The following is a 22,225-nucleotide window of genomic DNA, read 5'->3' as shown; positions in this document are numbered from 1 at the left end:
ATAAGAGCGAAAGCGTATGACGACACACGAACCAAAGATCGTATTTAAGTATTTTGATGAGATTACTAAGATCCCTCGTCCTAGTAAGAAGGAGGAGAAGATTATCGCATATCTAGAGAGCTTTGCTAAGGAGCATGCTCTGAAGTACAAGAAGGACAAGGTGGGCAATATAGTCATGAAGAAGCCTGCTACTCCTGGTATGGAGGATCGCAAGAGCATCATCATGCAGAGCCACGTGGATATGGTATGCGAGAAGAATAATGACGTGGACTTCAACTTCGAGACCGATGCTATCCGCACTAAGGTAGTGGATGGATGGCTCAAGGCTGAGGGTACTACTCTTGGCGCAGACAACGGTATTGGCGTAGCTACTCAGCTGGCTATTATGGCTAGCAACGATATTGAGCATGGTCCGATAGAAGCGCTATTTACAGTAGATGAGGAGACTGGTCTGACTGGTGCTATGAATGTAGAAGCTGGTTTCTTCGATAGCGATATCCTCCTCAATCTAGATAGTGAGGATGAGGGAGAGATGTTTATCGGCTGTGCTGGTGGTATGGGTACTATGGCAGAGTTCTACTACGAGCCTGCGTATGCTGATCCTAGCCAAGTCTATATCCGTATCTCTGTAAGCGGACTCAGAGGTGGTCACTCTGGTGGTGATATCCATCTAGGTAGGGCCAACGCAGTAAAGGTACTTGCTCGTGCCCTTTATGGGCTTGCTGACGAGGCAGATTATGTACTCGCTAGTATTCAGGGTGGTAATCTTCACAATGCTATCCCTCGTGAGGCTCATGCGGTGATTGGTATCGAGAGTAAGGACAAAGAGACTGTGGCAGCATGGATCAATACTTTCTCTGCCGATATCCATAATGAGTACAAGAAGCCAGACCCCGAGCTAGTGGTTACCGCTACGAGCGATGAGAAGCCTGAGTTTATCATCGATAGTACTACTTCAGCACAGCTTGTCAATGCATTGATTGCTTGCCCTCACGGAGTACTCGGTATGAGTCATACCTTGGAGGGTCTAGTAGAGACTTCTAATAACCTCGCTTCTGTCAAGATGAAGAAGGCTGAGGATGGTTCCCCAATCATCTATGTAGAGACGAGCCAACGTAGCTCAGTAGAGAGCGCTAAGCGTATGGTAGGGGATATGGTGACATCGGTATTCGACCTCGCTGGTGCTTATGTCTCTGAGCGCGACGGTTACCCAGGATGGGAGCCTAATAACGAGTCGGAGATTATGGGTATTGCCCTAGAGACCTACAAGGAGCTATTCGGCAAGGAGCCAAAGATTACAGCTATCCACGCTGGTCTGGAGTGTGGTCTATTCAAGGAGAAGTATCCACACCTGGATATGCTGTCTTTTGGTCCTACAATGCGTGATGTACACTCTCCTGAGGAGCGCTTGGAGATTGCGACAGTAGATATGTGGTGGAAGCATCTACTGGCTATCCTCAAGAAAGCACCTAAGAAGGCATAAATGATAAGATTATCCCAAAGGTCACTACTCGCCCTATTCGGGCTGGTAGTGACCTTTATACTAATATCGTGCCTACCCGATAGGTCGGAAGCACAGGAGATAGGGCGTATGATGTTTTACAACGTGGAGAATCTCTTCGATACCATCGATGATCCACTGACCGATGATGGCGATTTCACTCCAGATGGGCACCTACACTGGACGAAGAAGCGCTACCGAGTGAAGCGAGAGAACCTCGCTTGGGTCATTAGCAATATCGGAGAGTGGGGGATGCCTGCAATAGTAGGTCTCGTGGAGATAGAGAATAAGGGGGTGATTGCCGATCTACTCTCACTGAATACCTTCAAGGATATCACCTACGACTACTCGGTTACCCAGAGTGCTGATCCACGTGGTATAGACGTTGCCTTGATGTGGGATAAGTCCAAGCTGAAGCATATAGAGAGCCAAGAGATACCTCACTATGGCACGCTTCCTTGCTTCCCTCTCGGGTGCGACCCTCGAGATGTGCATGAGGCAAGTGGCACAGGCAGAAATACCCTTTGGGTAACCCTTGAGCACCGCTCTACAGGACGCCAGATGGATATCTTCGTGATGCACAGCCCAAGTCGCCGTGGCGGTATCCGAGAAACAGAAGAGAAGCGCCTAGAGGTGATGAGTAAGGTTCGCGGCATCATCGATTCTATTTGGCAAAAAGATCCTAACCGCAATATCGTAGTGATGGGAGACTTCAACGATAATCCCTCCGATGCTTCCCTCAAGAAGGGGTTGGGCGCTCAGGGAATAGAGGCGAATACACCTATCAAGCCTGATAGGCTATACAACCTTGCTTTCCCTCTATTCAATGAGGGCAAGGGGACACACTTATTCGAAGGACACTACTGGATGCCCGATCAGATTATAGTATCGGGAGGCTTATTCCTAGGTGACAACCCTCTACTCCGCGACCGTCGCCTTAGCATTTTTCACAATAAAGCGCTCTTTACCCGTAGAGGTACACTACGCCGCACCTATGCTGGGCTCAATTACAACGGAGGGTACTCCGACCATCTGCCTATCTATATCAAGCTATACTAAATGCAGGGAATCAAATTCTTATTCGTTGGGCGTACCGATAGCCCCGAAATACAGCGACTGATAGAGGACTACCAGAAGCGACTAGGTCGCTTTGTACCCATTGAGATAGAGGAGCTTCCCGATCTCAAAAATCGCCGTAAGCTAAGCGAGACTGAGCAGAAGGAGGAGGAAGGGAAGCTCATCCTAGCCGCAGTCGGAGCACAAGACGAAGTTATCCTCATGGATGAGCGTGGCAAACAGCTTACCTCTATAGAGTTTTCCAAGTTGATAGAGCAGAAGCAGATGACGGTACCACGCAAGCTCCTCTTCGTTATTGGCGGTCCTTATGGGTTCTCTCCTGCCGTCTACGCAGCTTGCCCACTGAAGCTCTCTCTCTCCAAGCTCACCTTCAGTCATCAGATGGTGCGCCTCTTCCTTATAGAGCAGATCTATCGTGCCTACACCATAATACACAACCATCCCTACCACCATGAATAAGTATCTACTCCAGTTTATGTACGACGGCACCGACTTTGTCGGCTGGCAAGAACAACCCAAAGGGCGGACAGTGCAAGGTGAACTACAGGACAAGCTCTCCACTATACTGAGGCAGGAGATCAAGGTGGTAGGCGCCGGGCGTACCGATACCGGTGTCCATGCCAGTACTATGGTAGCGCATATCGAGCTACCCGAGGAGCTCTCCGATAGGATAGCCCCTGCTGTATTCAAGCTCAATCGCTTTCTCCCGCCCGATATCTTCATCACCAAGCTACAGGCAGTATTGCCCGACTTCCATGCACGCTACAGTGCCACCAGCCGTAGTTATGGCTACTATATCACCCTACACCCCAATCCCTTTCTACGTAAATACCATACCTTTGTACCTCGGAAGCTACAGTTCGAGGCTATGAACCGAGCCTGTCAATACCTTATTGGGCGGCACGACTTCGCCTCCTTTGCACGCAAGCATTCCGATGTCACCAACCACATTTGCACAGTCACTCAAGCTGAGTGGTTACAACTGAGTCCTAGTGAATGGGTCTTCAGGATTACTGCCAATAGATTTCTCCGTAGCATGGTACGTGCTCTCGTAGGTACACTTTTAGAGGTAGGTAGTGGTCAAATTACTCCAGAGGAGTTTGCCGATATTCTCGAGCGAGCCGACCTCGATTTCCCCTTTAATACAGCACCGCCCACAGGTCTACGACTTGAGGCGGTGCAATATCCCGAGGAGCTCCTCGGCGAAGTCTTATTTACTCCTTAGTAAATCTTTACCCTCCAGGTTATACCCATATTGAGCATAGAGAGCTGATCCCGCACATAGGGATTAGTTTGGGTATTTGTGCCAAAAGAGTAAGAATAATTGGCATGAAGGCGCACCCTATTATCCTTTAGAGGATAGTAGTGGATGCCTCCACCCACACGCTTGATATCGGTGCCCGCAGTCACCACATAGTCTGCAGGCGAATCGGTCTTATTGAGGTCCCAAGTGCCCTTTGCGTACAGCTCTAGCTCCTTGATAGGCTGGTAGATGAGGTTGCCCACGAGCGTAAAGTTCTGCCCTAGGAATTGTTTGCTACCACTTGCCCTATTCATATAGTCTAGCTCTAGCTTCACTTTATCCCCGAAGTAAAACCTATTACCCAGAGAGATATAGTTAATCATCTTGCCAGGCGCATATTCTAGGAAGTTCACAGACCAATTAGGCTCCCATAGTCCATGCCTACCACCCCACTTCAGGCTATAGCCAAACATCTTGGCAAGCTCCCCAGAGCGCGCAATATACTCCCTCTGGAATGGGCTCTCCACCATCTGAAGCATCAGGTTGTCGCTCCCATTGGCAAAGTTATACGTCACACTACCGCCCCATTGGTAAGGATTGTAGTGGTAGTTATAAGAAGAGAGGAAGAAGCAATCGATAGGCGCCAAGTCCAGCTCCCATCCAGCTACACCCACAGGTGTTTTACCCACGGTAAATGTGAAGCGCTCTCCCGCATGGTAGTTGAGGAATACCCAGTCTACGGAGTCGAAATACGACGCATCCTTATTCCACTTATTCAGCCTCTGTCGGTAAGCGTAAGAAAAACTAGGTGATAGTTCGCCCTTGATGATAATATTCTGAATATACCCTCCAAACCCACTTTCTCCCTTCGAGGTCTTGCCTTCTACAGCCGTGTACGCTAGGTCGGCACGCGTCTCCAACGCTATATTCAGCTTCTTACCATCCTGTGCGGATGCCCCTAGGGTTACAAATAACAGTGCTAGTGCTAAAAACTTCTTCTTCATGTATGTCTAATTATGATTATCAGCTCTTCTTTTTCTTCTTTTTATTTCTATTCCAGAGGCCACGCACTTCGCTTACAGTGTCGGTAGTTACGAAAGCCGAAATATCCTCCTCATCGATAAATTCTACCAGCTTGCGGAGGTCGTCCTTTGTTAGGATAATCTCTATTTGCATCTTCGTTTCATTGGAATACCCACCGATTACCTCACGCATTGTCAGTCCCCTATCCAGCTCATTTACCACAAAGGAGCGTATCTTCTCATGCTCATTTGTGGTGATATATACACGATTGCGGGAGCTCATCCCGAGCATAAACTTATCTAGAATCAGACCATTCATCCACGTACCTACAAGTCCGATAAATACGAGTGCAGGTGGATTGATAAAGAATGCCGTAGCGCAGATAAGCCCTCCAGCAATTGTTACAGATACCCCTAGGTGTACACCTGTATACTTATTGATAATCTTAGCTATTATATCTAGCCCTCCCGTAGAGGCATTGATGCTAAAGAGGATACTCTGAGCCGCACTCATCACTAGGATAAATAGAAGAAGGTCGAACCATGGATTACTGATCCACTCTCCTGCCACTTCCACGGCAAACATACTCCTCGGCATCTCTACGATAGACTCAAAAAAGTTGATAAATGGGCCTAGGATCAAAGCCGTGTATACGGTCTTAGCGCCAAACTCACAACCAATAAGCAAGAAGGAGAGTATGATGAGGATTAGATTGATAACGAAAATCCAAGACCCTACCGACATTATAGGGAATAGTTTTCCTACTACAATCGAAAGCCCTGTGATAGAGCCTACAACAAGTTTACTTGGAATCAAGAAAAAATAGACCGCCGCTGCACCGATAAACATAGCGACAGTCATTATTACAAGCTCTACCCAAAACTTCTTTGTCTTGAGCATTGCCCATAGTGATACCATTGCCTCCCACCAAAATTCGGAAGTAAAGTAGTAACCAATAGTGTGGTGTTCTTTCATTTTCATTTGCTAGCTAAGTTTGTTTAAGATTACAGGAGCCTCCGTAATTGGCGCAAATTTACATCATTATTCCCTATTTCACAAAAATTGCCTCTCCCCCGTGGGTGCCACCCTGATACGGTGAGTACTGTTAATTAGACAGAGGTTGAGCGAAGTGCCGGTCTGTATACAAGAGAAAGCCCATATTCTAGCCCTAACAACCTGATTAGTATCGATATAAATCTCTTACCGCCTATCCCCAAATAGTAGTTACGAGAGCACTCGTCTTGGCTCGCGAAAGCAGCGAAATTTATTCCTAGGAATAAATTTATTTTTCTCTAGGAATAAAAATATTTATCTGTACAAATAAATTTATTTATTCCTAGGAATAAATTTCNCTACTCTGGCGAGCCACAACCGTCGCTCCCCTGAGTATGAATCATGAACATGTATACACGCCAAAAAGGATACAATAGGTTGCCATGATGCATCTACCGCGTTAACTTCGGTATATTGCTAAATAGGCGACAGATGCGTTTGTAGAGTGCGAAAAATAGGTTATTAACAATTAAGACACAAAATATTAACTCTGTTTATGTTAATCATACCGAGAAAAATACGTATCTTGCACCCGTTATGAAGAAGTGGACACTATGGTTGATTGTTGGCGTTATGGCGCTTGCGTTTATTGGGTTGCTGACTTTGCAGCTCAATTATGTTGATACGGTCAATAGATTCCGTAATGAACAGTTTGATAGCAAGGTTCGTCAGGCACTCTCCTCGGTAAGCCAAGATGCTGAGCGCGCAGAGCTTTCGAGGTTGATATCGGAGAAACTAGGCTTCTCTGATGCGTCTCTATTTTCATTTGACAACCTCTCCTCTACAGCGCAGACCGATACCATGCGGTTTAACCTCGACCAGCTACCTCAAGATCCATTTAGACTAGGCAAAGGTACGGTTAGTGACAATCGCGTGCAGTCTATCTCTCGCCAGTTGATGGAGGCTATCACCAATAGATACGATGAGGTACGGGAGATGGTCATACAGATGGCGATGGAATCGGTGCGCGACAATACCCCGCTCCCTATCTACGAGCGCATTACGGAGCAGGAACTAGATGTGCTTCTCGACTACTACCTGACCAACAATGGTATCACGCTACCTTATATATATGAGGTAGAGGACAAAAACCATCGTGTACACTACAGTAGTGGCTTGATACCTACCGACCAAGGCGCCTCGACCTACTCTCAGGTCATCTTCTCATACGATAATCCTTCGCGCATGTACTTTGTACGGGTTTTCTTCCCTACTAAGGATCAGGAGATTAGGAGTTCGCTTACCTTCATCGTACCATCGGCAGTATTTACAGCGCTTCTCTTTGTTATCTTCGTGCTTACAATGGCTTCGCTCTTCAGGCAAAAGAAACTAGAGGAGATGCGTAAGGACTTTGTGAACAACATGACCCACGAACTTAAAACCCCCGTGAGTACGATCATGGTGGCAAGCCAAATGCTTAGCGCAGACAGTATGGAGGCATCGGAGGAGAGGCGACAGAAGTGGACCTCGAGCATCATGGCAGAGGGGCAGCGTCTAGAACTACTGATAGACAAAGTATTGCAGATGTCTTTCTTCGACAAAGATAAGGTGAAGCTAAAGCTCAAGGAGATAGATATGGAGGAGTTGCTCCTGAATGTTACGAATATCTTTAGCCTCAAGGTAGAGAGTTTCGAGGGTGAGATAAATGTGGATCTGGAGGCAGAGGAGGCTCTAGTGGAGGGCGATGAGATGCATCTTACCAATATCATCTTCAACCTCCTAGATAATGCCGTGAAGTATCGCGACCCACATCGTCCACCGATACTTACAGTAGGCACCTCGAGTGACAGCAAAAACATCAAGGTCTTTATCCAAGACAATGGTCTAGGGATGAAGAAGGAGCATGCCAAAAAGATATTTGACCGTTTCTATCGGGTGCCTACGGGCAATAGACACGATGTAAAAGGATATGGTCTAGGGCTCGCCTATGTCTACCATATGGTACAGATACACCATGGACAGATATCGGTGGATAGCGATCTTGGGAAAGGAACTAAGTTTGTAATAACATTACCACTATTAAAGGAAAAGTAAAGAAGAATAAGATTATGATGGAAGAAATTGTAAGGGTTCTATTGTGTGAGGATGACCCTAACCTCGGCCCACTATTGAGCGAGTTCCTCACGAGTAAAGGATATCAGACCGACCACTATGTAGATGGTCAAGAGGGTTGGGAGGCTTTCGAGCAACAACCCGACCGCTGGGATATCTGCGTGCTAGATGTGATGATGCCAAGGATGGACGGATTTGAGCTCGCAAAGCTTATCAAGGAGAAGAACGAGGCAATGCCGATCATCTTCCTTACGGCAAAGACCCTGAGCGAGGATGTAGAGCACGGTTTCAACCTAGGTGCTGACGACTACCTCAAGAAGCCATTCAACACCGTGGAGCTAACCATGCGTATCGATGCAGTACTGCGCCGTGTGCAAGGTAAGAAGCCAGAGCCTGTGGCATTCTATACTATTGGGGACTATAACTTCGATACCCAGAGGCAGCTACTTACCTACAAAGATGAAGAGCCTAAGAAGCTTACCACAAAGGAGACTGACCTCCTTACCCTCCTATGTATGCACGCTAATGAGCTAATGGAGCGTAACTACGCCCTCAAGACTATTTGGGGTGAGGATAGCTACTTCAATGCCCGTAGTATGGATGTGTATATCACTAAGCTCCGTAAGCATCTGTCAAATGATGAGCGCGTGGAGATACAGAATAAGCATGGTAAGGGCTACAAGCTGATTACACCTAATGCCAATAGTACACAGAACGAAGAGAATACGGAGGTTATCTAACAGATGAAAAAGATTATTCTATCACTGGTAGTTGCCTTGGCAGCTATCACTAGTGGCTTCGCTCAGTACTATGGCGGTGAACCTGTAGGCACAGTCTATGAGTACGAGATGACTAACCCGCTTATGGGTGCTATGAAGCTGACCCAGACCGTAGAAGCGGTAGGAGGCGATAGTATTGTCTTCAAGACAAATACCAATATGCCTGGCGCAGCTGCCCCAATAGTAATGACCAATAAGTTTACCATCAAGGATGGCAAGGCTTACGTAGACCCAAAGAACGTAATTGAGTCGACCAAGGCAAGCATGGCACCCGCTCTTGGTGGCGCTGATATGGATATCGACTTTAATGGCGAAGCTGGGTTTATTCCACTAGTCGGTAAAGTAGGAGATAAGTTTCCACTTTATAACTACGACTCTACCGTGAAGGCGATGGGCATGGAAATAAAAACGAAGGCTGAAGTCACCAAGTTCGAGATCATCCGAGAGGAAGAGATTACAACTCCAGTAGGCAAGTTCAACACCTTTGTAGTAGAAGTAGATGTGAAAACAACTACTCAGGCAATGGGTCAGAACCAAAACTTTGATATGAAGCAATTCTACTGGATTGTCCCTAATAAGGGTCCGGTAAAGATGGAACAGAGTATGGCAGGTCAGACCATGACGACTACTCTTGTGGGTATAAAATAATTTGGATACGATGGGTGGCAGGCAACGAGAGAGGAGATACTCGGTACCTGCCACCCATTATTTATGACAGTAATAAATGCTATCACTCAATAATGTAGGAGTCTCCTTTGGCGCCGACGTGCTCTTTCAGGGCGTGTCTCTACAGATTAATCCCAAAGAGCGTGTAGCCCTAGCGGGGCGTAACGGTGCCGGAAAGACGACCCTACTTAATATTATTGCAGGCAAGAGAGAGCCCTCGGAGGGTTCTCTCTCTTATCCTTCAGATATTACGATTGGCTACCTCCCTCAGCATCTGCTTACCAAGGATGGACATACGGTGCGCGAAGAGGCGAGACTCGCCTTTAGCAAGGAAATAGAGATACAAAAGTCGGTAGATAAACTCACTCAAGAGCTGAGCGATCGCACCGATTACGACTCAGATGCCTACCTGGAGATTGTACAGCGACTGGCCAATCAGACTGAGCTACTCGCCCTCTATGCCCCTCAGGAGCAGGATGCTCAGATTGAGCGCACACTCAAGGGCTTGGGCTTTGAGCAAAACGACTTCGAGCGCCAGACAAGCGAGTTTAGTGGCGGATGGCGTATGCGTATAGAGCTAGCTAAGATACTATTGGGACGCCCCGACTTATTGCTACTCGATGAGCCGACCAACCACTTAGATATGGAATCGATCATCTGGCTCGAGGAGTTTCTCCGCCGGAGCTCGGCAGCAGTGATTATGGTGAGCCACGACCGCCGTTTCCTGGATAATACCACAACGCGAACCGTAGAGCTATCGGTGGGCAGGGCTTTCGACTATAAGACCAACTATTCTCACTATGAGCAACTTAGGATAGAGCGCTATGAGCAACAGCTGAGAGCGTACGAAAATCAGCAGAAGATGATTAAGGATACTGAGGACTTTATTGAGCGCTTCCGCTACAAAGCGACTAAAGCGGTACAGGTGCAGTCTCGTATCAAGCAGTTGGAGAAGATAGACCGGATAGAGGTAGAGGAACTAGACACCCGCAAGATACACTTCCGATTCCCCATGGCGGTGACTAGCGGCACCTACCCCCTAATTGCTAAGGAGCTATCTGTATCTTATGGCGACCACAATGTACTCAATAAGATAGACCTTACTATAGAGAGAGGCGATAAGATTGCCCTAGTAGGTAAGAATGGTAGTGGCAAGACGACCTTTGTACGTGCGGTAATGGAGGAGCTACCACATGAGGGTGAACTAAAGCATGGGCACCAAGTAGAGGTCGCCTACTTCGCACAGAACCAAGCATCTCTCTTGGATCCGAATCAGACCATACACGAGACGATTGATAGGGTAGCAGTAGGGGACATCCGGCTACAAATAAATAATATCCTAGGTGCCTTTATGTTTGGCGGCGAAATATCGGAGAAGAAGGTATCGGTACTCAGTGGTGGCGAAAGGAGTAGACTTGCCATGATTAGGCTCCTCCTGTCCCCTTCCAACTTCTTGATACTCGATGAGCCGACCAACCACCTTGACCTCAGTAGCAAAGCGGTACTCAAGGAGGCAATTCAGAACTATGATGGTACCGTGCTTATCGTGAGCCACGACCGTGATTTCCTAGATGGGCTAGTGGATAAGGTCTTCGAGTTTAAGGACAAGAAGGTGGTCAACCACCTTGGCGGGATGGAGGAATACGTACGCAAGCTACAGGCTGCTGCCATCGGGGATGAGCCTCAGGCACCCACAGCAACCCCTACTCCAACGGAGAAAAACGAAGGGAAGCTGGACTACGAAGCCCATAAGCGGGAACAACGAGAGGAGCGTCGCCGACAGCAACAACTAGAGAAGGTGGAAGCAAAAATTGCCGATCTCGAGGCCAAGATAGCGGGTATAGAGGAGAAGCTCTCAGTAAAAGCGACCCCCGAACTCCTCAATGACTACGACGAGACCACCCGTGCACTCGAAAAAGCGATGGCAGAGTGGGAAACCTACATGTAGTACACTATGCTAAGACTGATAAGAGAAATCTCCTCTACTGAAGCGCCACAGCTGCTCAGTAGAGGAGATTTAACTATCTCTTGGATCTGTTACTTCCCGCTTTTTGGTACATGAATATGGAAGTCGTGGGTGAAGAATGGCTCACCCGCTCCAAGCGTTACCACCACATCATAACCATTAGACTTCTCTTCAATAGACTTATAAATAAATCTTGGCTCACTTAGGAAGATATCAAGACGACCTTGATCTGGAGCTAAAGAACTACTAGAGTAAAATAGTTCAACTCTTTCATTGCCGCTCTTCACATAATACTTAACTTGCTCAGTCATCTTTTTAGGTATAGCAGTTCTTAGATACTCCTTATGCTGTGCATGTTTCCTAATAAACTCATTGAAGTCGGTATTGGCGACTTCAGCATGAAGCTCTTTGGATAGCTCTTTAATCGGTTTGAAGCCCTTTACCAAGACATTGGCGGTAGCAAGAACCATGTCTCCATCGCCTTTAGATAAGATACGAATACTGAACGAGACCTCATCATCAGACTGCAACATACCATCACCTTCACTAAGGACAGCATATCGAGAATCGTCGTAGGAGAGTATCCTATTGATAAATACTTGGCTATTACGAGCGACACCTGCAGCGTAGAGTGTACGGATAGCCTCTCGGTTCTGTGTTATCTGACCAGTGTAGTACTTCGTCTTATCAAATGCCAAAGACAACTTCTGGGTAGAGCTTGCCCCATTGTAAGAATAGGACAGTTCAATAGTGTTTTTCTCCTGATTAGCACTAATCTCAGTTATCACTAGCTTCTCCAAATCCTTAGCATCGAGGATATACTCAGCTCCTCCGGCTATAGGAAGGACAGAGAATGTAACAAACTTAGAAAGGTACTGTGTCGTAAAAAACTTATTATCCTTGAGCTGAACAAGGCGATAATAATCAAACTGAGTCTGGTAGTTCGTATTATTTTTCCAACGGACTGATAGCCTCCTAATGATTTCATACTGCTCAGGTGCTTGTCGTTCCTTCTTGTCATCGGCACCAGCGTTGGAAGGGGGCGTCTGCCCTTGCTCATCCTTCTGAGGAGTAGACTCCTTTTCGGTCTTCTCCTTCTTCTCCACAATATTTTCCTTTTCCTGAGGACGATCCACAGCAGACTTACTGCAAGACCACAGCATTGGGATTACTGCCAAACAAACTACACAACCTACGAGTAAACTTATTCTCTTCATCTTTAATACTACGATTTTAATTTGCGCGCAAAGATACAATAATAATCGTGGAAGAGTGCCCACTACACCAGCCAATACTGGCATAAACACGCATAAAAAGAGGAAATGTCACCCTACTCCAACATCTTTTATAGAAAGGAAATTATGAGAACGCATGTCATTAAGACTAATTAATAAGATTATCTATACAGCAAGTAACTCCATAATTTCACGTGAGCAGGGATACAAATCTCAGTATTTATATCTAAGTTTGCAGGAGAATATTGTGTGATGCGCTATTGAATGGACAAGACAGAAAACGTAGTTCGTCTGGTAGGTTATCTGGGCACTGAGCCGCAGGTACAGTGGTACGATGCCGATAGCTGTATGGTACGGCTCTCTGTAGCTACGCATGCACCATCCCACCTTTCGGAAGAAGGGCGCGAGTGCAGTGGTGAAGTCACAGATTGGCACCGTGTTGTCTGTTACCAAAAAGATGTGGTAGCACGCTCCAAAGAGCTAAATACCGGAGACTTGGTAGCGATAGAGGGACGGCTAACCTATGCCAAGAGATATGGGCAGAAAGGGCAAGTGACCCTACATACCTTTGTAGTGGCTCGGCAGATCGAACTGGTCGAAAAGCAACACGAGGAGCCTACTAAACAGCCACAGGAGGAGCGTGCCCGACTTGATAGATACGGACGATACTTCGAGACCCTGCAGGAGGATAAGGATGGCTTGCCTTTTTAGCGACACATACTATTGAATTAATAAGACAAAAATATTTTGGACGACCCGAGTTATTTATCCAGTCTATTCGAGGGTGTACATACACACCCTATGAGTCCTAGCGTAGTGATTGCTCTTCTTGCAGGAGTAGTCTGTTTGGGATTCAGTGCGTTTTTCTCAGGCTCAGAAGTAGCTTTCTTCTCCCTCCAGCCTCGTGATATCGACGAGCTTGAAGAGGGAAAAAGCAAGAACGATCGTCATGTGCTCGATGCCTTGGCGCATTCAGACCACTTACTGGGTACCATATTGGTGATGAACAACTTCGTGAATATAGCTATCACGATGCTCACGAGCTACGCTGTAAGTAGGCTCTTTGACTTCAGCGCTGCACCCTCTGTCGGTTTCGCCGTGCAAGTTATCGGTATTACCTCTATTGTCCTACTCTTTGGCGAAATACTCCCCAAGGTTTATTTCCAGAATCATGCCTTATCTGCAGTGCGTACAGTAATGGCGCCTATGCGCGTATTTATGCGAATAACCAGTCCAGTGGTGCATCTTCTTGTCAAGATCGGAGAGAAAGCTACCAAACCTTTTGCCACTCGGGAGAGTAAGGTTTCGGAGACGGACCTAGAGCGAGCTATTGAGCTCACAACCGAAAACGAAGAGGAGCAAGAACTACTCCATGGCATCGTCCGCTTTCAACGCAAAACGGTCAACGATGTAATGACCCCTCGCATGGATATGGTGGCGATAGATACCGAGACTACGTTCCCCGAAGTCCGCCAGATTATCGCCGAGAATGGATACTCCCGTATGCCCGTGTACGAAGACCGAATAGATAATATTAAGGGCGTACTCTATGCCAAAGATCTCCTCCCACACCTTTCAGAGCGAGAAGACTTTGATTGGACATCGCTAATCCGTGAGCCCTTCTTCGTACCTGAAAGCAAAAAGATCAATAGTCTACTACAGTCCTTTAGAGAAGAGAAAATACACATGGCCATCGTGGTCGATGAGTTTGGTGGTACTAGTGGTATCGTTACCATGGAGGATCTACTAGAGGAGATTGTAGGAGAGATAGAGGACGAATACGATACCGATGAGGAAGTACTGTATACTGAGCAACCCGATGGAAGTTATATCTTTGATGCCAAGATTGGGATTGTAGACTTTCTTCGCACGGTACGTGTCTCTGACTTCCGTGAAATAGAGGACGAAATGGAGGAAGTAGATACCCTTGGCGGCATGCTGCTTGAGGTCAAGGGCGACTTCCCTGTAGTCGGCGAAGAAATCTATGTACGTGGTCATAGATTTGTAGTGCTTGAGATGGGCAAAAGGCGAATCAGCAAGGTGCAATTTTTCCCAGACCCAGAGACGATCGAGGAAGAGTGAAAGCCTATACGCTACTTATAACACAGCTTGGGAAGGGAGTAACAAGACGGGCAGCCGAAGAGAAGGCAGAGCAACGCCTCTTTGGCGGTGCGCTAATCCACGATAGCTCTGGAAAACCATTGCTCGACCGCTCGCCATTCTTAGCAGTCTCTATCTCGCACTCCCACCACTGGCTCACAGCCCTTATAGTGCCTTTTGGTATTCCTGCAGGCATAGATATAGAGGAGAAGGCACTACAAGCAGAGCGTACCTTGGAGCGCTATAGTACTGAGACCGAACGCAAGCTCCTAATAAGGGATGGTTTGAGCCCTCTTCACCTATGGACTGCCAAAGAAGCTCTCTACAAAGCATTCTCCAAAGACCTTTCCAAGGGAGTCAATCAGATTATATTCGAGGGCGTGGATAAGTTTGCGGTTCACCTAGACGATGGGAAAACGGAATACCAACTCATAGAGTGGATAGAATGGCAAGGCGCACTCATCGCCCACAATATTGTGGTAGGGAAGCTCAAAATAGAGGAGGTATAGACAGAGACTTTTCTTAGGGCAAATGCCCTTCTAGATTAATACCCCCTACCCCACCTAAGTTGCTGGAATAGAGACACTCCGATACTCCTATCGTTCGTCGTTGTTGCAAACTGCCAAACCAGCCAAATTTATTCCTAGGAATAAATTTATTTTTCTGTACAAATAAATATATTTATCTCTAGGAATAATTTTATTTATTCCTAGGAATAATTTTATTTATTCCTAGGAATAAATTTCTCTACTTAGGCGAGCCACGGAGAACGCTTTAGCTATCACAATCAAGGGAAACGTAGTCAACAGGTATGAATGAATTGATCCCCAACGGGGTAGTGCCCATTAGCACAAAAAAAATAATAGAGCACACACATTTGCGTAGTTCCCTCCCTTCCCACCGTAATGGGGGAGACTAAAGGTGGGTCAGTGTGCTGCCTATATAAAATTGCTACAAACCTTATTTTCTCTTGTAGACATTATGATAAAACTCATCATATCTCACCCTATTTCACTACTCCAATTTTACAATTAGAAATTAGGTGGCAGAATATTAGCTACTAGTTATAGATATTTTGTGTATCTTTGGGGCTGAAGAGCAGAACTATCTTAGTCCTGCTGATTTGTGACGAGAGATATATTAGAAGTTTAACCCATAAACTGAAACCACATGACAACTACAGTTAAAGGCACGGTAGTAGTGGATCAGGTACGCTGCAAGGGATGTAATCTATGCGCCGTAGCTTGTCCAACTGGTACTTTGGCAATGCACCCCACCGAGATCAACGACAAGGGGTATCATTTTTCTTACATGGCAACCCCCGACACCTGTATAGGCTGCGGTAATTGCGGCTTGGTATGCCCAGATGGTTGTATCACCGTATACAGGGCTAAGAAGTAAAGAAAACAACCTAATAAAAAGGATATGAAAAAGGAAGTAAAACTGATGAAGGGCAACGAAGCCCTTGCACATGGTGCCATCCGTGCTGGTGCGGACGGCTACTTTGGCTACCCTATCACTCCTCAGAGCGAGGTGCTAGAGTGTTTTATGGAGGAGGAGCCTTGGAAGACTACCGGTATGGTAGTACTTCAAGCTGAGAGTGAGACCGCATCTATCAACATGGTATATGGTGGTGCAGGTATCGGTAAGAAAGTAATGACTACGACCTCAAGCCCTGGCTGGTCGCTTATGCAGGAGGGTGCTAGCTACCTAGCCGGCGCTGAGCTTCCTTGCGTAGTAGCCAACGTAATGCGCGGAGGTCCTGGTCTCGGTACTATCCAGCCTAGCCAGGGAGACTACTTCCAGGCTGTAAAGGGTGGTGGTCACGGAGACTATCACTTCCTAGTCCTTGCTCCTAACTCAGTACAGGAGATGGCAGACTTTGTAGGTATCGGTTTCGACCTTGCCTTCAAGTACCGCAACCCTGTAATGATTCTCTCCGATGGTGTTATCGGTCAGATGATGGAGAAGGTAGAGCTCCCAGAGCAAAAAGCACGTCTGACAGACGATGAGATTCGTGCTAAGTATCCATGGGCAGCTATTGGTCACGATGGTGACCACAGAGCTATCATCACTTCTCTAGAGCTTCAGTCTCAGGTGATGGAGGAGAACAACCATCGCTTCCAGGCTAAGTACAAGGAGATGGAGGAGAACGAGGTACGCTATGAGGAGTTCCAGACAGAGGATTCAGAGTATATCATTGTAGCATTTGGCTCTAGTAGCCGTATTGCTTCCAAGGTGGTAGAGCTTTGTCGTGCTGAGGGTAAGAAGGTAGGTCTCATCCGCCCAATCACCCTATGGCCTTTCCCAACCAAGCGTATCGCTGAGCTAGCTAAGCAGGCTAAGGGCTTTATCAGTGTCGAGCTCAACGCTGGACAGATGGTAGAGGATGTACGCCTAGCTGTAGATGGCAAGGTGCCTGTATACCACTACGGACGTATGGGTGGTATGATCTTTGCTCCAGGCGAGATCAAGGACGCTATGGCAAAGAGCTTCGGCTGGTAAATAGAGAAGGAGGCTGTGGCGTATGCGAAACAATAATAGCTTAGACCAACTACTCACCGTAGTATTTATGCTACTGGCGGTAGCTTCGATTGTGCTATTCTTTGTAGTGGAAGATCGCACTTGGTTTTACCGTCTTGGCGGTATTGCTGTAGCCGTAAGGCTATTCCAATACATTTGGAGATGGGTATCCAACCGCAAGAGACGCCAGAAGAAAGCTTCCGAACTAGATATTTGACCAAAAATAGATGAATAACCATGGATAAAAAGCAACAAATCATGGGCGAGACCACTGCTGATGTATCACAGTTGATCAAGCCTGAGAACTTAGTATACGAGAGACCAAAGCTGCTCACCGATGCGGTGATGCACTACTGCCCTGGCTGTAGCCACGGTGTCGTTCACAAGCTCATCGCTGAGATTGTGGAGGAGATGGGCATGAAGGATCGCACCACAGGTATCGCACCTGTAGGTTGTGGTGTATTCGCTTACAACTATATCGATATCGATTGGCAAGAGGCTGCTCACGGTAGAGCACCTGCCTTGGCAACCGCTGTAAAGCGACTAGCTCCAGACAACCTAGTATTTACCTATCAGGGCGACGGTGACCTCGCTGCTATCGGTACTGCTGAGACTATTCATGCAGCTAACCGTGGTGAGAATATCACTATTATCTTTATCAATAACGGTATCTACGGTATGACTGGTGGTCAGATGGCACCTACTACCCTTGTAGGCATGCCTACTACTACCTGCCCTAATGGTCGTAATATTGAGCTCAATGGTTACCCACTGAACATTACCAATCTCCTTAAGGAGCTTCCTGGCGTATGCTACCTGACTCGTCAGAGTGTACAGAACCCAGCTAACATCCGTAAGGCTAAGAAGGCAATCCGCAAGGGCTTTGACAATTCAATGGCTCGCAAGGGGACCTCTATCATAGAGATAGTATCTACCTGCAATAGCGGATGGAAGAAGACTCCTGAGGCTTCTAATAAGTGGATGGAAGAGAATATGCACCCAGCTTATCCTCTTGGAGACCTAAAGGATATCTAATCACCTACAAATTGAGTAATCATTATTATGAAAAGTTACGAAATAGTTATTTCAGGTTTTGGTGGACAGGGAGTGCTCTCTATGGGTAAGATCCTAGCCTACTCAGGACTTATGGGTGGCAAGGAGGTAAGTTGGATGCCTTCATACGGTCCAGAGCAGCGCGGTGGTACAGCTAATGTAACTGTAATCATCAGCGACAACCAGATCAGTTCGCCAATCCTTAATGAGTACGATGTTGCTATTGTGCTCAACCAACCATCAATGGACAAGTTTATGCCAATGGTAAAGAAGGGTGGGATCCTTATTTACGATAGCAACGGTGTAAGCCATGTGCCAGAGCGCGACGATATCAACGTGTACCGTGTGGATGCTGTTGACGAGAGCGTGAAGATGAACAATACTAAGGTATTCAATATGATCGTACTTGGAGGTCTCCTCAAGGTGGCTCCAATGATTGATACTTCATTCGTAGAGGCAGGTCTCAAGAAGACCCTTCCTGAGCGTCACCACAAGTTGATACCGCTTAATATGGAGGCTGTACAGCGTGGTATGGAGATTATCCAGCACGAGCGTGTAGCGAAGTAAGCGAAGTGATAACGGCACCCTAAAGTGCGTTATTATTAAGAACAGGAGACGGCTATGCACCCCCTTAGGGAGCCCTGCGTAGCCGTCTCTTATTGTATTCATATCACACTCCCTAGACCATGGCACACGAGGGCAAAGCAGTCATCATTTTTTGGTAAGTTTGCAGGGATAATATATTAAATGGAGAAGTATGAGCAAGGTGAATAAAGGGCGCACTAAGCCAATAGAGAATAGGCGGGGGCGCTCCTCAGGGCAGCCTGTTGCTGTGGGAGGCTCTATCAAAGAGCGGACAAGTAGATTCTTTCGTGGTTTATTCGGTAAAGAGCGGATGGTTCCAGTAACTATCGGCGCCCTCTTCATGGGGTTTGCTATCTTCATGCTCTACGCTTTCTTCAGCTATTTGCTTAATGGCGCAGCAGACCAGAGTATCTTGCTGGATCAGAACCTTACTTCTATCGAGGCGCAGTCCGAAGCTATGGAGGGCGGGAATGGCGTAGTAGGCATGGGGCTCATGCACCAGATGGTCAATGAGTGGGTAGGCTTTGGCATCCTCTCTATCATCGCAATGCTGATAGGGGTAGGGGTAGGGCTACTCGGAACAGCCAGAGTCAATTACCCTAAGATTATTATCTTCTCTGCTATAGCCACCTTTTGGCTATCCCTCTTCTCTGCCGCAATCTTCAGAGGTATTGCTGGTTGGTTCTTCTTCTACCCAGGAGGCATCCTAGGTGAGACCATCTACCAATGGCTATACATGCGCATAGGGCTATTTGGCACATGGCTACTGATTATCCTCGTGCTATTCCTTACGCTCTTCCTATTCTTTAAGAGCATTCGCCGTAAGTACAACAACTGGGCACAGCACAAGCGAGATGGTATAGAGCAGGGCGCCGAACCACAAGCTAAGCGACCCAATAGGGCGTGGCTGAATTTCAAGAAGTGGTTTAGAAATAAAGAGACAGGGAGTGCAGATGATGACGAACTACTCCTAGTGCCACACAGCGAGGAGGAAGAGCTATTCGACGAACCGGCAGCGCCTACCACGCCAGTAATCACGCTCAACGAAGAGAAGGTAGCCCCAGTAGAACCAATAGTAGTTCGTCCGACTAGACCAGTCACCATGGTCGAAGGGACAACCGATGGCATCGATATTCAGGTTACAGACAACCGGAATATGGATGATGAAGTAACCACAGCTGAGCTAAGAGCACAGCAGCTTGTAGAAGAGCAGGGCGAGTACGACCCTCGCCTCGAACTCTCAAGATTCGAGATGCCCCACGCTGATCTACTCAAGAAGTACGACCAACAGACAGACGGGATTGATATAGAAGAGATAGAAGAAAATAAGCGACTCATCACCAGCACTCTAGAGAGCTTTAGAATCGGTATCAAGTCCATAAATGCCACTGTTGGTCCAGCAATTACCCTCTACGAGGTAGTGCCAGAGGAGGGGATCCTCATTTCGCGCATCCGTAGTCTCGAGGATAATATCTCTATGAGCCTTTCCGCTATGGGCATTCGTATCATAGCACCTATACCTGGCAAGGGAACCATAGGTATGGAGGTCCCCAATAAGAATCCTCAGATTGTAAGCATGCGGTCAGTAATTCTCTCCAAGAAGTTCTCAGAGAGCACAGCAGCGCTACCAGTAGCGCTAGGGCGCACAATCACCAACGACGTATTCGTCTTCGACCTTGCCAAGACACCCCACCTCCTTGTTGCTGGTGCCACTGGTCAGGGTAAGTCTGTTGGGCTCAACGCCATTATTACTTCACTACTCTACAAACTTCATCCTGCCGAACTCAAGTTTGTGATGATCGACCCCAAGATGGTAGAGTTTAGCCTCTATAGTCTTATAGAAAAGCACTACATGGCGAAACTTCCCGGTGAGGAGCAAGTGATAATCACCGAGCCCAAACGCGTACAAGGCACTCTAGAATCGCTTTGTGTGGAGATGGACGACCGCTACGAGCTACTCTCCAAAGCGCATGTGCGCAATATTAAGGAGTACAATCAGATGTTTAAGCAGCGCCGTCTTAATCCCGAGAAAGGGCACAAGTACCTCCCCTATATCGTGCTCATCATTGATGAGTATGGCGACCTCATGCTCACAGGTGGCAAAGAGATAGAAGCGCCTATCACTAGACTAGCTCAGAAGGCTCGCGCGGTAGGTATCCATGCTATTATCGCAACACAAAGACCTATGGCGTCTATTATCACTGGTGCGATTAAGGCCAACTTCCCAGGTCGCTTGGCATTCAAAGTATCCTCTGGTATCGACTCCAAGATAATCCTCGATGCACAGGGTGCCAATCGCCTCATAGGTAGGGGCGACTGTCTCTTCACTACGGGTAACGATCTCACCCGTGTGCAGTCCGCCTTTGTAGATACCCCAGAAGTAAATGACCTTGTCCGTTTCATCAGCGAACAGAGGGGCTTCCCAGAGGCTTATCCACTACCAGAAGTGCTACCAGAAGGGAGTGCTGGTGCGGGATTAGCTACAGGGGAGCTAGACCCTAATGACCGAGACGAGCTCTTCGAGTCAGTAGCAAGACGTGTCGTAGCGGATAAACGTCCGGCCGCCAGTTACATCCAACAGATATTCGGAGTAGGGTACAACCGCGCATCTCGGCTTATGGTACAGCTAGAGTATGCAGGCATCATTGGCCCAGCCGACGGCAATAAGCCGAGAGAACTATTGGTAACAACGGTAGAGCAGCTAGATAATATACTCTACCCAAACAATTGACGACGTATGAAACAGTGCAAATACTTCTCGCTGATAGCCCTCGCCTTAGTCGTATTACCACTACAGGCACAGGAAACTATGCTCAACAAAGCAAAAGCCCACCTCAATGCCACTAAGGGACTACAGATAGACTATCAACTCACTATCGGTGACGACTCTAGCACAGGCAGCTACTATGCGCTTGGCAAAGCCTTTTATCTCGAGAGCCAAGAGCTAAAGGCGTGGCACCAAGATGGCAATCTCTGGGTGTATATCGCACAGAATAGAGAGGTCAACCTCTCACATCCAGTGCAGGAAGATCTACAAGAGCTAAACCCGCTCCTGAACCTCGAGCGTATCTCCAGTAAGACCTTTACCCTTACCCAGAGCCAGTCCGGAGCACTAACCACGATAAAAGCTGTCCCCAAGACCCCAAAGGGCGAGGAGATAGAGTGGCTCACCCTAGTAGTCCACAAGGATGGAGAACCTCAGACACTTACTCTAAAGCAGAGGGGCATGACCTTCCCCGTCCACCTCAAAGTCACTAAGTTCGTAAAGGGAACTACCGATGCCATGAAGCGCAAAGGCTTCTTTAGCTACGATGCAAACAAATTACCAGGTGTATCAGTTATAGATTTAAGATAACATACCAACAGTAA

At 47.3% G+C, this 22,225-nt stretch carries 21 protein-coding genes; 18 read left to right on the top strand and 3 right to left on the bottom strand.

What is annotated here, in order from left to right:
* Nucleotides 1-16: 16 nt before the first annotated feature.
* The 4 genes from A3GG_RS0101335 to truA are packed head-to-tail and all read left to right on the top strand — an operon-like array spanning nucleotide 17 to nucleotide 3,803.
* Nucleotides 17-1,483, top strand: a complete 1,467-nt coding sequence (locus A3GG_RS0101335) for an aminoacyl-histidine dipeptidase (protein ID WP_018357537.1) — start codon at nucleotides 17-19, stop codon at nucleotides 1,481-1,483.
* Nucleotides 1,484-2,560 carry an endonuclease/exonuclease/phosphatase family protein gene (locus A3GG_RS0101330; protein WP_018357536.1) on the top strand — a complete coding sequence of 359 codons (1,077 nt, stop codon included), beginning with the start codon at nucleotides 1,484-1,486 and terminating at the stop codon, nucleotides 2,558-2,560. It begins immediately after the preceding gene.
* Nucleotides 2,561-3,037 carry a 23S rRNA (pseudouridine(1915)-N(3))-methyltransferase RlmH gene (gene rlmH / locus A3GG_RS0101325; RefSeq protein WP_018357535.1) on the top strand — a complete coding sequence of 159 codons (477 nt, stop codon included), beginning with the start codon at nucleotides 2,561-2,563 and terminating at the stop codon, nucleotides 3,035-3,037.
* Nucleotides 3,030-3,803, top strand: coding sequence for a tRNA pseudouridine(38-40) synthase TruA (truA, locus tag A3GG_RS0101320; protein WP_018357534.1), 774 nt, complete (start codon nucleotides 3,030-3,032; stop codon nucleotides 3,801-3,803). Before rlmH ends, truA begins: the two co-directional genes overlap by 8 nt.
* Here the strand turns inward: truA and A3GG_RS0101315 are convergent.
* Nucleotides 3,800-4,825, bottom strand: a complete 1,026-nt coding sequence (locus tag A3GG_RS0101315) for a porin family protein (protein WP_018357533.1) — start codon at nucleotides 4,823-4,825, stop codon at nucleotides 3,800-3,802. The two genes, truA and A3GG_RS0101315, sit on opposite strands and share 4 nt — an antisense overlap.
* Before the next feature lie 19 nt (nucleotides 4,826-4,844).
* Nucleotides 4,845-5,825, bottom strand: coding sequence for a YitT family protein (locus A3GG_RS0101310; protein WP_018357532.1), 981 nt, complete (start codon nucleotides 5,823-5,825; stop codon nucleotides 4,845-4,847).
* Nucleotides 5,826-6,434: 609 nt separating this feature from the next.
* Here A3GG_RS0101310 and A3GG_RS0101305 point away from each other — a divergent pair.
* The 4 genes from A3GG_RS0101305 to abc-f all read left to right on the top strand — a co-directional run bounded on the left by A3GG_RS0101305 (nucleotide 6,435) and on the right by abc-f (nucleotide 11,342).
* Complete coding sequence (locus tag A3GG_RS0101305) at nucleotides 6,435-7,931, top strand: sensor histidine kinase (RefSeq protein WP_018357531.1); 1,497 nt, start codon at nucleotides 6,435-6,437, stop codon at nucleotides 7,929-7,931.
* A 17-nt stretch (nucleotides 7,932-7,948) separates the two neighbouring features.
* Entirely contained in the window at nucleotides 7,949-8,689 is a 741-nt protein-coding gene (gene rprY, locus A3GG_RS0101300; RefSeq protein ID WP_026215521.1) for a response regulator transcription factor RprY, read from the top strand.
* Nucleotides 8,690-8,692: 3 nt separating this feature from the next.
* Nucleotides 8,693-9,376, top strand: coding sequence for a TapB family protein (locus tag A3GG_RS0101295; RefSeq protein ID WP_018357529.1), 684 nt, complete (start codon nucleotides 8,693-8,695; stop codon nucleotides 9,374-9,376).
* 76 nt (nucleotides 9,377-9,452) lie between these two features.
* A complete protein-coding gene (gene abc-f, locus A3GG_RS0101290; protein WP_018357528.1) occupies nucleotides 9,453-11,342 on the top strand; it encodes a ribosomal protection-like ABC-F family protein in 1,890 nt (629 codons plus the stop codon).
* An 89-nt stretch (nucleotides 11,343-11,431) separates the two neighbouring features.
* Here the strand turns inward: abc-f and A3GG_RS0101285 are convergent, their stop codons facing one another.
* Nucleotides 11,432-12,577 carry a hypothetical protein gene (locus A3GG_RS0101285; protein WP_156808631.1) on the bottom strand — a complete coding sequence of 382 codons (1,146 nt, stop codon included), beginning with the start codon at nucleotides 12,575-12,577 and terminating at the stop codon, nucleotides 11,432-11,434.
* A 282-nt stretch (nucleotides 12,578-12,859) separates the two neighbouring features.
* Between A3GG_RS0101285 and A3GG_RS0101280 the strand changes: the two genes are divergently transcribed.
* The 10 genes from A3GG_RS0101280 to A3GG_RS0101240 all read left to right on the top strand — a co-directional run bounded on the left by A3GG_RS0101280 (nucleotide 12,860) and on the right by A3GG_RS0101240 (nucleotide 22,211).
* A complete protein-coding gene (locus A3GG_RS0101280) occupies nucleotides 12,860-13,306 on the top strand; it encodes a single-stranded DNA-binding protein (protein ID WP_018357526.1) in 447 nt (148 codons plus the stop codon).
* A 90-nt stretch (nucleotides 13,307-13,396) separates the two neighbouring features.
* A complete protein-coding gene (locus A3GG_RS0101275) occupies nucleotides 13,397-14,677 on the top strand; it encodes a hemolysin family protein (protein ID WP_018357525.1) in 1,281 nt (426 codons plus the stop codon).
* Nucleotides 14,674-15,204, top strand: coding sequence for a 4'-phosphopantetheinyl transferase family protein (locus tag A3GG_RS0101270; RefSeq protein WP_018357524.1), 531 nt, complete (start codon nucleotides 14,674-14,676; stop codon nucleotides 15,202-15,204). The genes A3GG_RS0101275 and A3GG_RS0101270 overlap by 4 nt, the downstream gene beginning before the upstream one ends.
* 661 nt (nucleotides 15,205-15,865) lie before the next feature.
* A complete protein-coding gene (locus tag A3GG_RS12995; RefSeq protein WP_083900360.1) occupies nucleotides 15,866-16,096 on the top strand; it encodes a 4Fe-4S binding protein in 231 nt (76 codons plus the stop codon).
* A 24-nt stretch (nucleotides 16,097-16,120) separates the two neighbouring features.
* Entirely contained in the window at nucleotides 16,121-17,200 is a 1,080-nt protein-coding gene (locus tag A3GG_RS0101265; protein ID WP_018357523.1) for a 3-methyl-2-oxobutanoate dehydrogenase subunit VorB, read from the top strand.
* A gap of 22 nt (nucleotides 17,201-17,222) precedes the next feature.
* Nucleotides 17,223-17,435 (top strand): hypothetical protein, encoded by a 213-nt coding sequence (locus A3GG_RS0101260; RefSeq protein ID WP_018357522.1) that lies wholly within the window; start codon nucleotides 17,223-17,225, stop codon nucleotides 17,433-17,435.
* Between the two features lie 20 nt (nucleotides 17,436-17,455).
* Nucleotides 17,456-18,253 carry a thiamine pyrophosphate-dependent enzyme gene (locus tag A3GG_RS0101255; RefSeq protein WP_018357521.1) on the top strand — a complete coding sequence of 266 codons (798 nt, stop codon included), beginning with the start codon at nucleotides 17,456-17,458 and terminating at the stop codon, nucleotides 18,251-18,253.
* A gap of 27 nt (nucleotides 18,254-18,280) precedes the next feature.
* Nucleotides 18,281-18,838, top strand: coding sequence for a 2-oxoacid:ferredoxin oxidoreductase subunit gamma family protein (locus A3GG_RS0101250; RefSeq protein ID WP_018357520.1), 558 nt, complete (start codon nucleotides 18,281-18,283; stop codon nucleotides 18,836-18,838).
* Between the two features lie 190 nt (nucleotides 18,839-19,028).
* Nucleotides 19,029-21,587, top strand: coding sequence for an FtsK/SpoIIIE family DNA translocase (locus tag A3GG_RS11550; protein WP_018357519.1), 2,559 nt, complete (start codon nucleotides 19,029-19,031; stop codon nucleotides 21,585-21,587).
* A 6-nt stretch (nucleotides 21,588-21,593) separates the two neighbouring features.
* Nucleotides 21,594-22,211, top strand: coding sequence for a LolA-like protein (locus tag A3GG_RS0101240; protein WP_018357518.1), 618 nt, complete (start codon nucleotides 21,594-21,596; stop codon nucleotides 22,209-22,211).
* Nucleotides 22,212-22,225: the final 14 nt, after the last annotated feature.

It is taken from the genome of Porphyromonas levii DSM 23370 (assembly GCF_000379925.1).
Classification (GTDB): domain Bacteria; phylum Bacteroidota; class Bacteroidia; order Bacteroidales; family Porphyromonadaceae; genus Porphyromonas_A; species Porphyromonas_A levii.
Note: the sequence above shows the minus strand (reverse complement) of the source record. Positions and strands in the feature narration are given on the sequence as shown.

What these genes read in the sequence shown, in the direction of transcription:
- abc-f (WP_018357528.1), top strand. Translation starts at nt 9,453, where the DNA reads ATGCTATCACTCAATAATGTAGGAGTCTCCTTTGGCGCCGACGTGCTC.
- rlmH (WP_018357535.1), top strand. Translation starts at nt 2,561, where the DNA reads ATGCAGGGAATCAAATTCTTATTCGTTGGGCGTACCGATAGCCCCGAA.
- A3GG_RS0101250 (WP_018357520.1), top strand. Translation starts at nt 18,281, where the DNA reads ATGAAAAGTTACGAAATAGTTATTTCAGGTTTTGGTGGACAGGGAGTG.
- A3GG_RS0101305 (WP_018357531.1), top strand. Translation starts at nt 6,435, where the DNA reads ATGAAGAAGTGGACACTATGGTTGATTGTTGGCGTTATGGCGCTTGCG.
- A3GG_RS0101285 (WP_156808631.1), bottom strand. Translation starts at nt 12,577, where the DNA reads ATGAAGAGAATAAGTTTACTCGTAGGTTGTGTAGTTTGTTTGGCAGTA.
- A3GG_RS0101240 (WP_018357518.1), top strand. Translation starts at nt 21,594, where the DNA reads ATGAAACAGTGCAAATACTTCTCGCTGATAGCCCTCGCCTTAGTCGTA.
- A3GG_RS12995 (WP_083900360.1), top strand. Translation starts at nt 15,866, where the DNA reads ATGACAACTACAGTTAAAGGCACGGTAGTAGTGGATCAGGTACGCTGC.
- A3GG_RS11550 (WP_018357519.1), top strand. Translation starts at nt 19,029, where the DNA reads ATGAGCAAGGTGAATAAAGGGCGCACTAAGCCAATAGAGAATAGGCGG.
- rprY (WP_026215521.1), top strand. Translation starts at nt 7,949, where the DNA reads ATGGAAGAAATTGTAAGGGTTCTATTGTGTGAGGATGACCCTAACCTC.
- truA (WP_018357534.1), top strand. Translation starts at nt 3,030, where the DNA reads ATGAATAAGTATCTACTCCAGTTTATGTACGACGGCACCGACTTTGTC.
- A3GG_RS0101260 (WP_018357522.1), top strand. Translation starts at nt 17,223, where the DNA reads ATGCGAAACAATAATAGCTTAGACCAACTACTCACCGTAGTATTTATG.
- A3GG_RS0101315 (WP_018357533.1), bottom strand. Translation starts at nt 4,825, where the DNA reads ATGAAGAAGAAGTTTTTAGCACTAGCACTGTTATTTGTAACCCTAGGG.
- A3GG_RS0101265 (WP_018357523.1), top strand. Translation starts at nt 16,121, where the DNA reads ATGAAAAAGGAAGTAAAACTGATGAAGGGCAACGAAGCCCTTGCACAT.
- A3GG_RS0101295 (WP_018357529.1), top strand. Translation starts at nt 8,693, where the DNA reads ATGAAAAAGATTATTCTATCACTGGTAGTTGCCTTGGCAGCTATCACT.
- A3GG_RS0101310 (WP_018357532.1), bottom strand. Translation starts at nt 5,825, where the DNA reads ATGAAAATGAAAGAACACCACACTATTGGTTACTACTTTACTTCCGAA.
- A3GG_RS0101280 (WP_018357526.1), top strand. Translation starts at nt 12,860, where the DNA reads ATGGACAAGACAGAAAACGTAGTTCGTCTGGTAGGTTATCTGGGCACT.
- A3GG_RS0101335 (WP_018357537.1), top strand. Translation starts at nt 17, where the DNA reads ATGACGACACACGAACCAAAGATCGTATTTAAGTATTTTGATGAGATT.
- A3GG_RS0101275 (WP_018357525.1), top strand. Translation starts at nt 13,397, where the DNA reads ATGAGTCCTAGCGTAGTGATTGCTCTTCTTGCAGGAGTAGTCTGTTTG.
- A3GG_RS0101255 (WP_018357521.1), top strand. Translation starts at nt 17,456, where the DNA reads ATGGATAAAAAGCAACAAATCATGGGCGAGACCACTGCTGATGTATCA.
- A3GG_RS0101330 (WP_018357536.1), top strand. Translation starts at nt 1,484, where the DNA reads ATGATAAGATTATCCCAAAGGTCACTACTCGCCCTATTCGGGCTGGTA.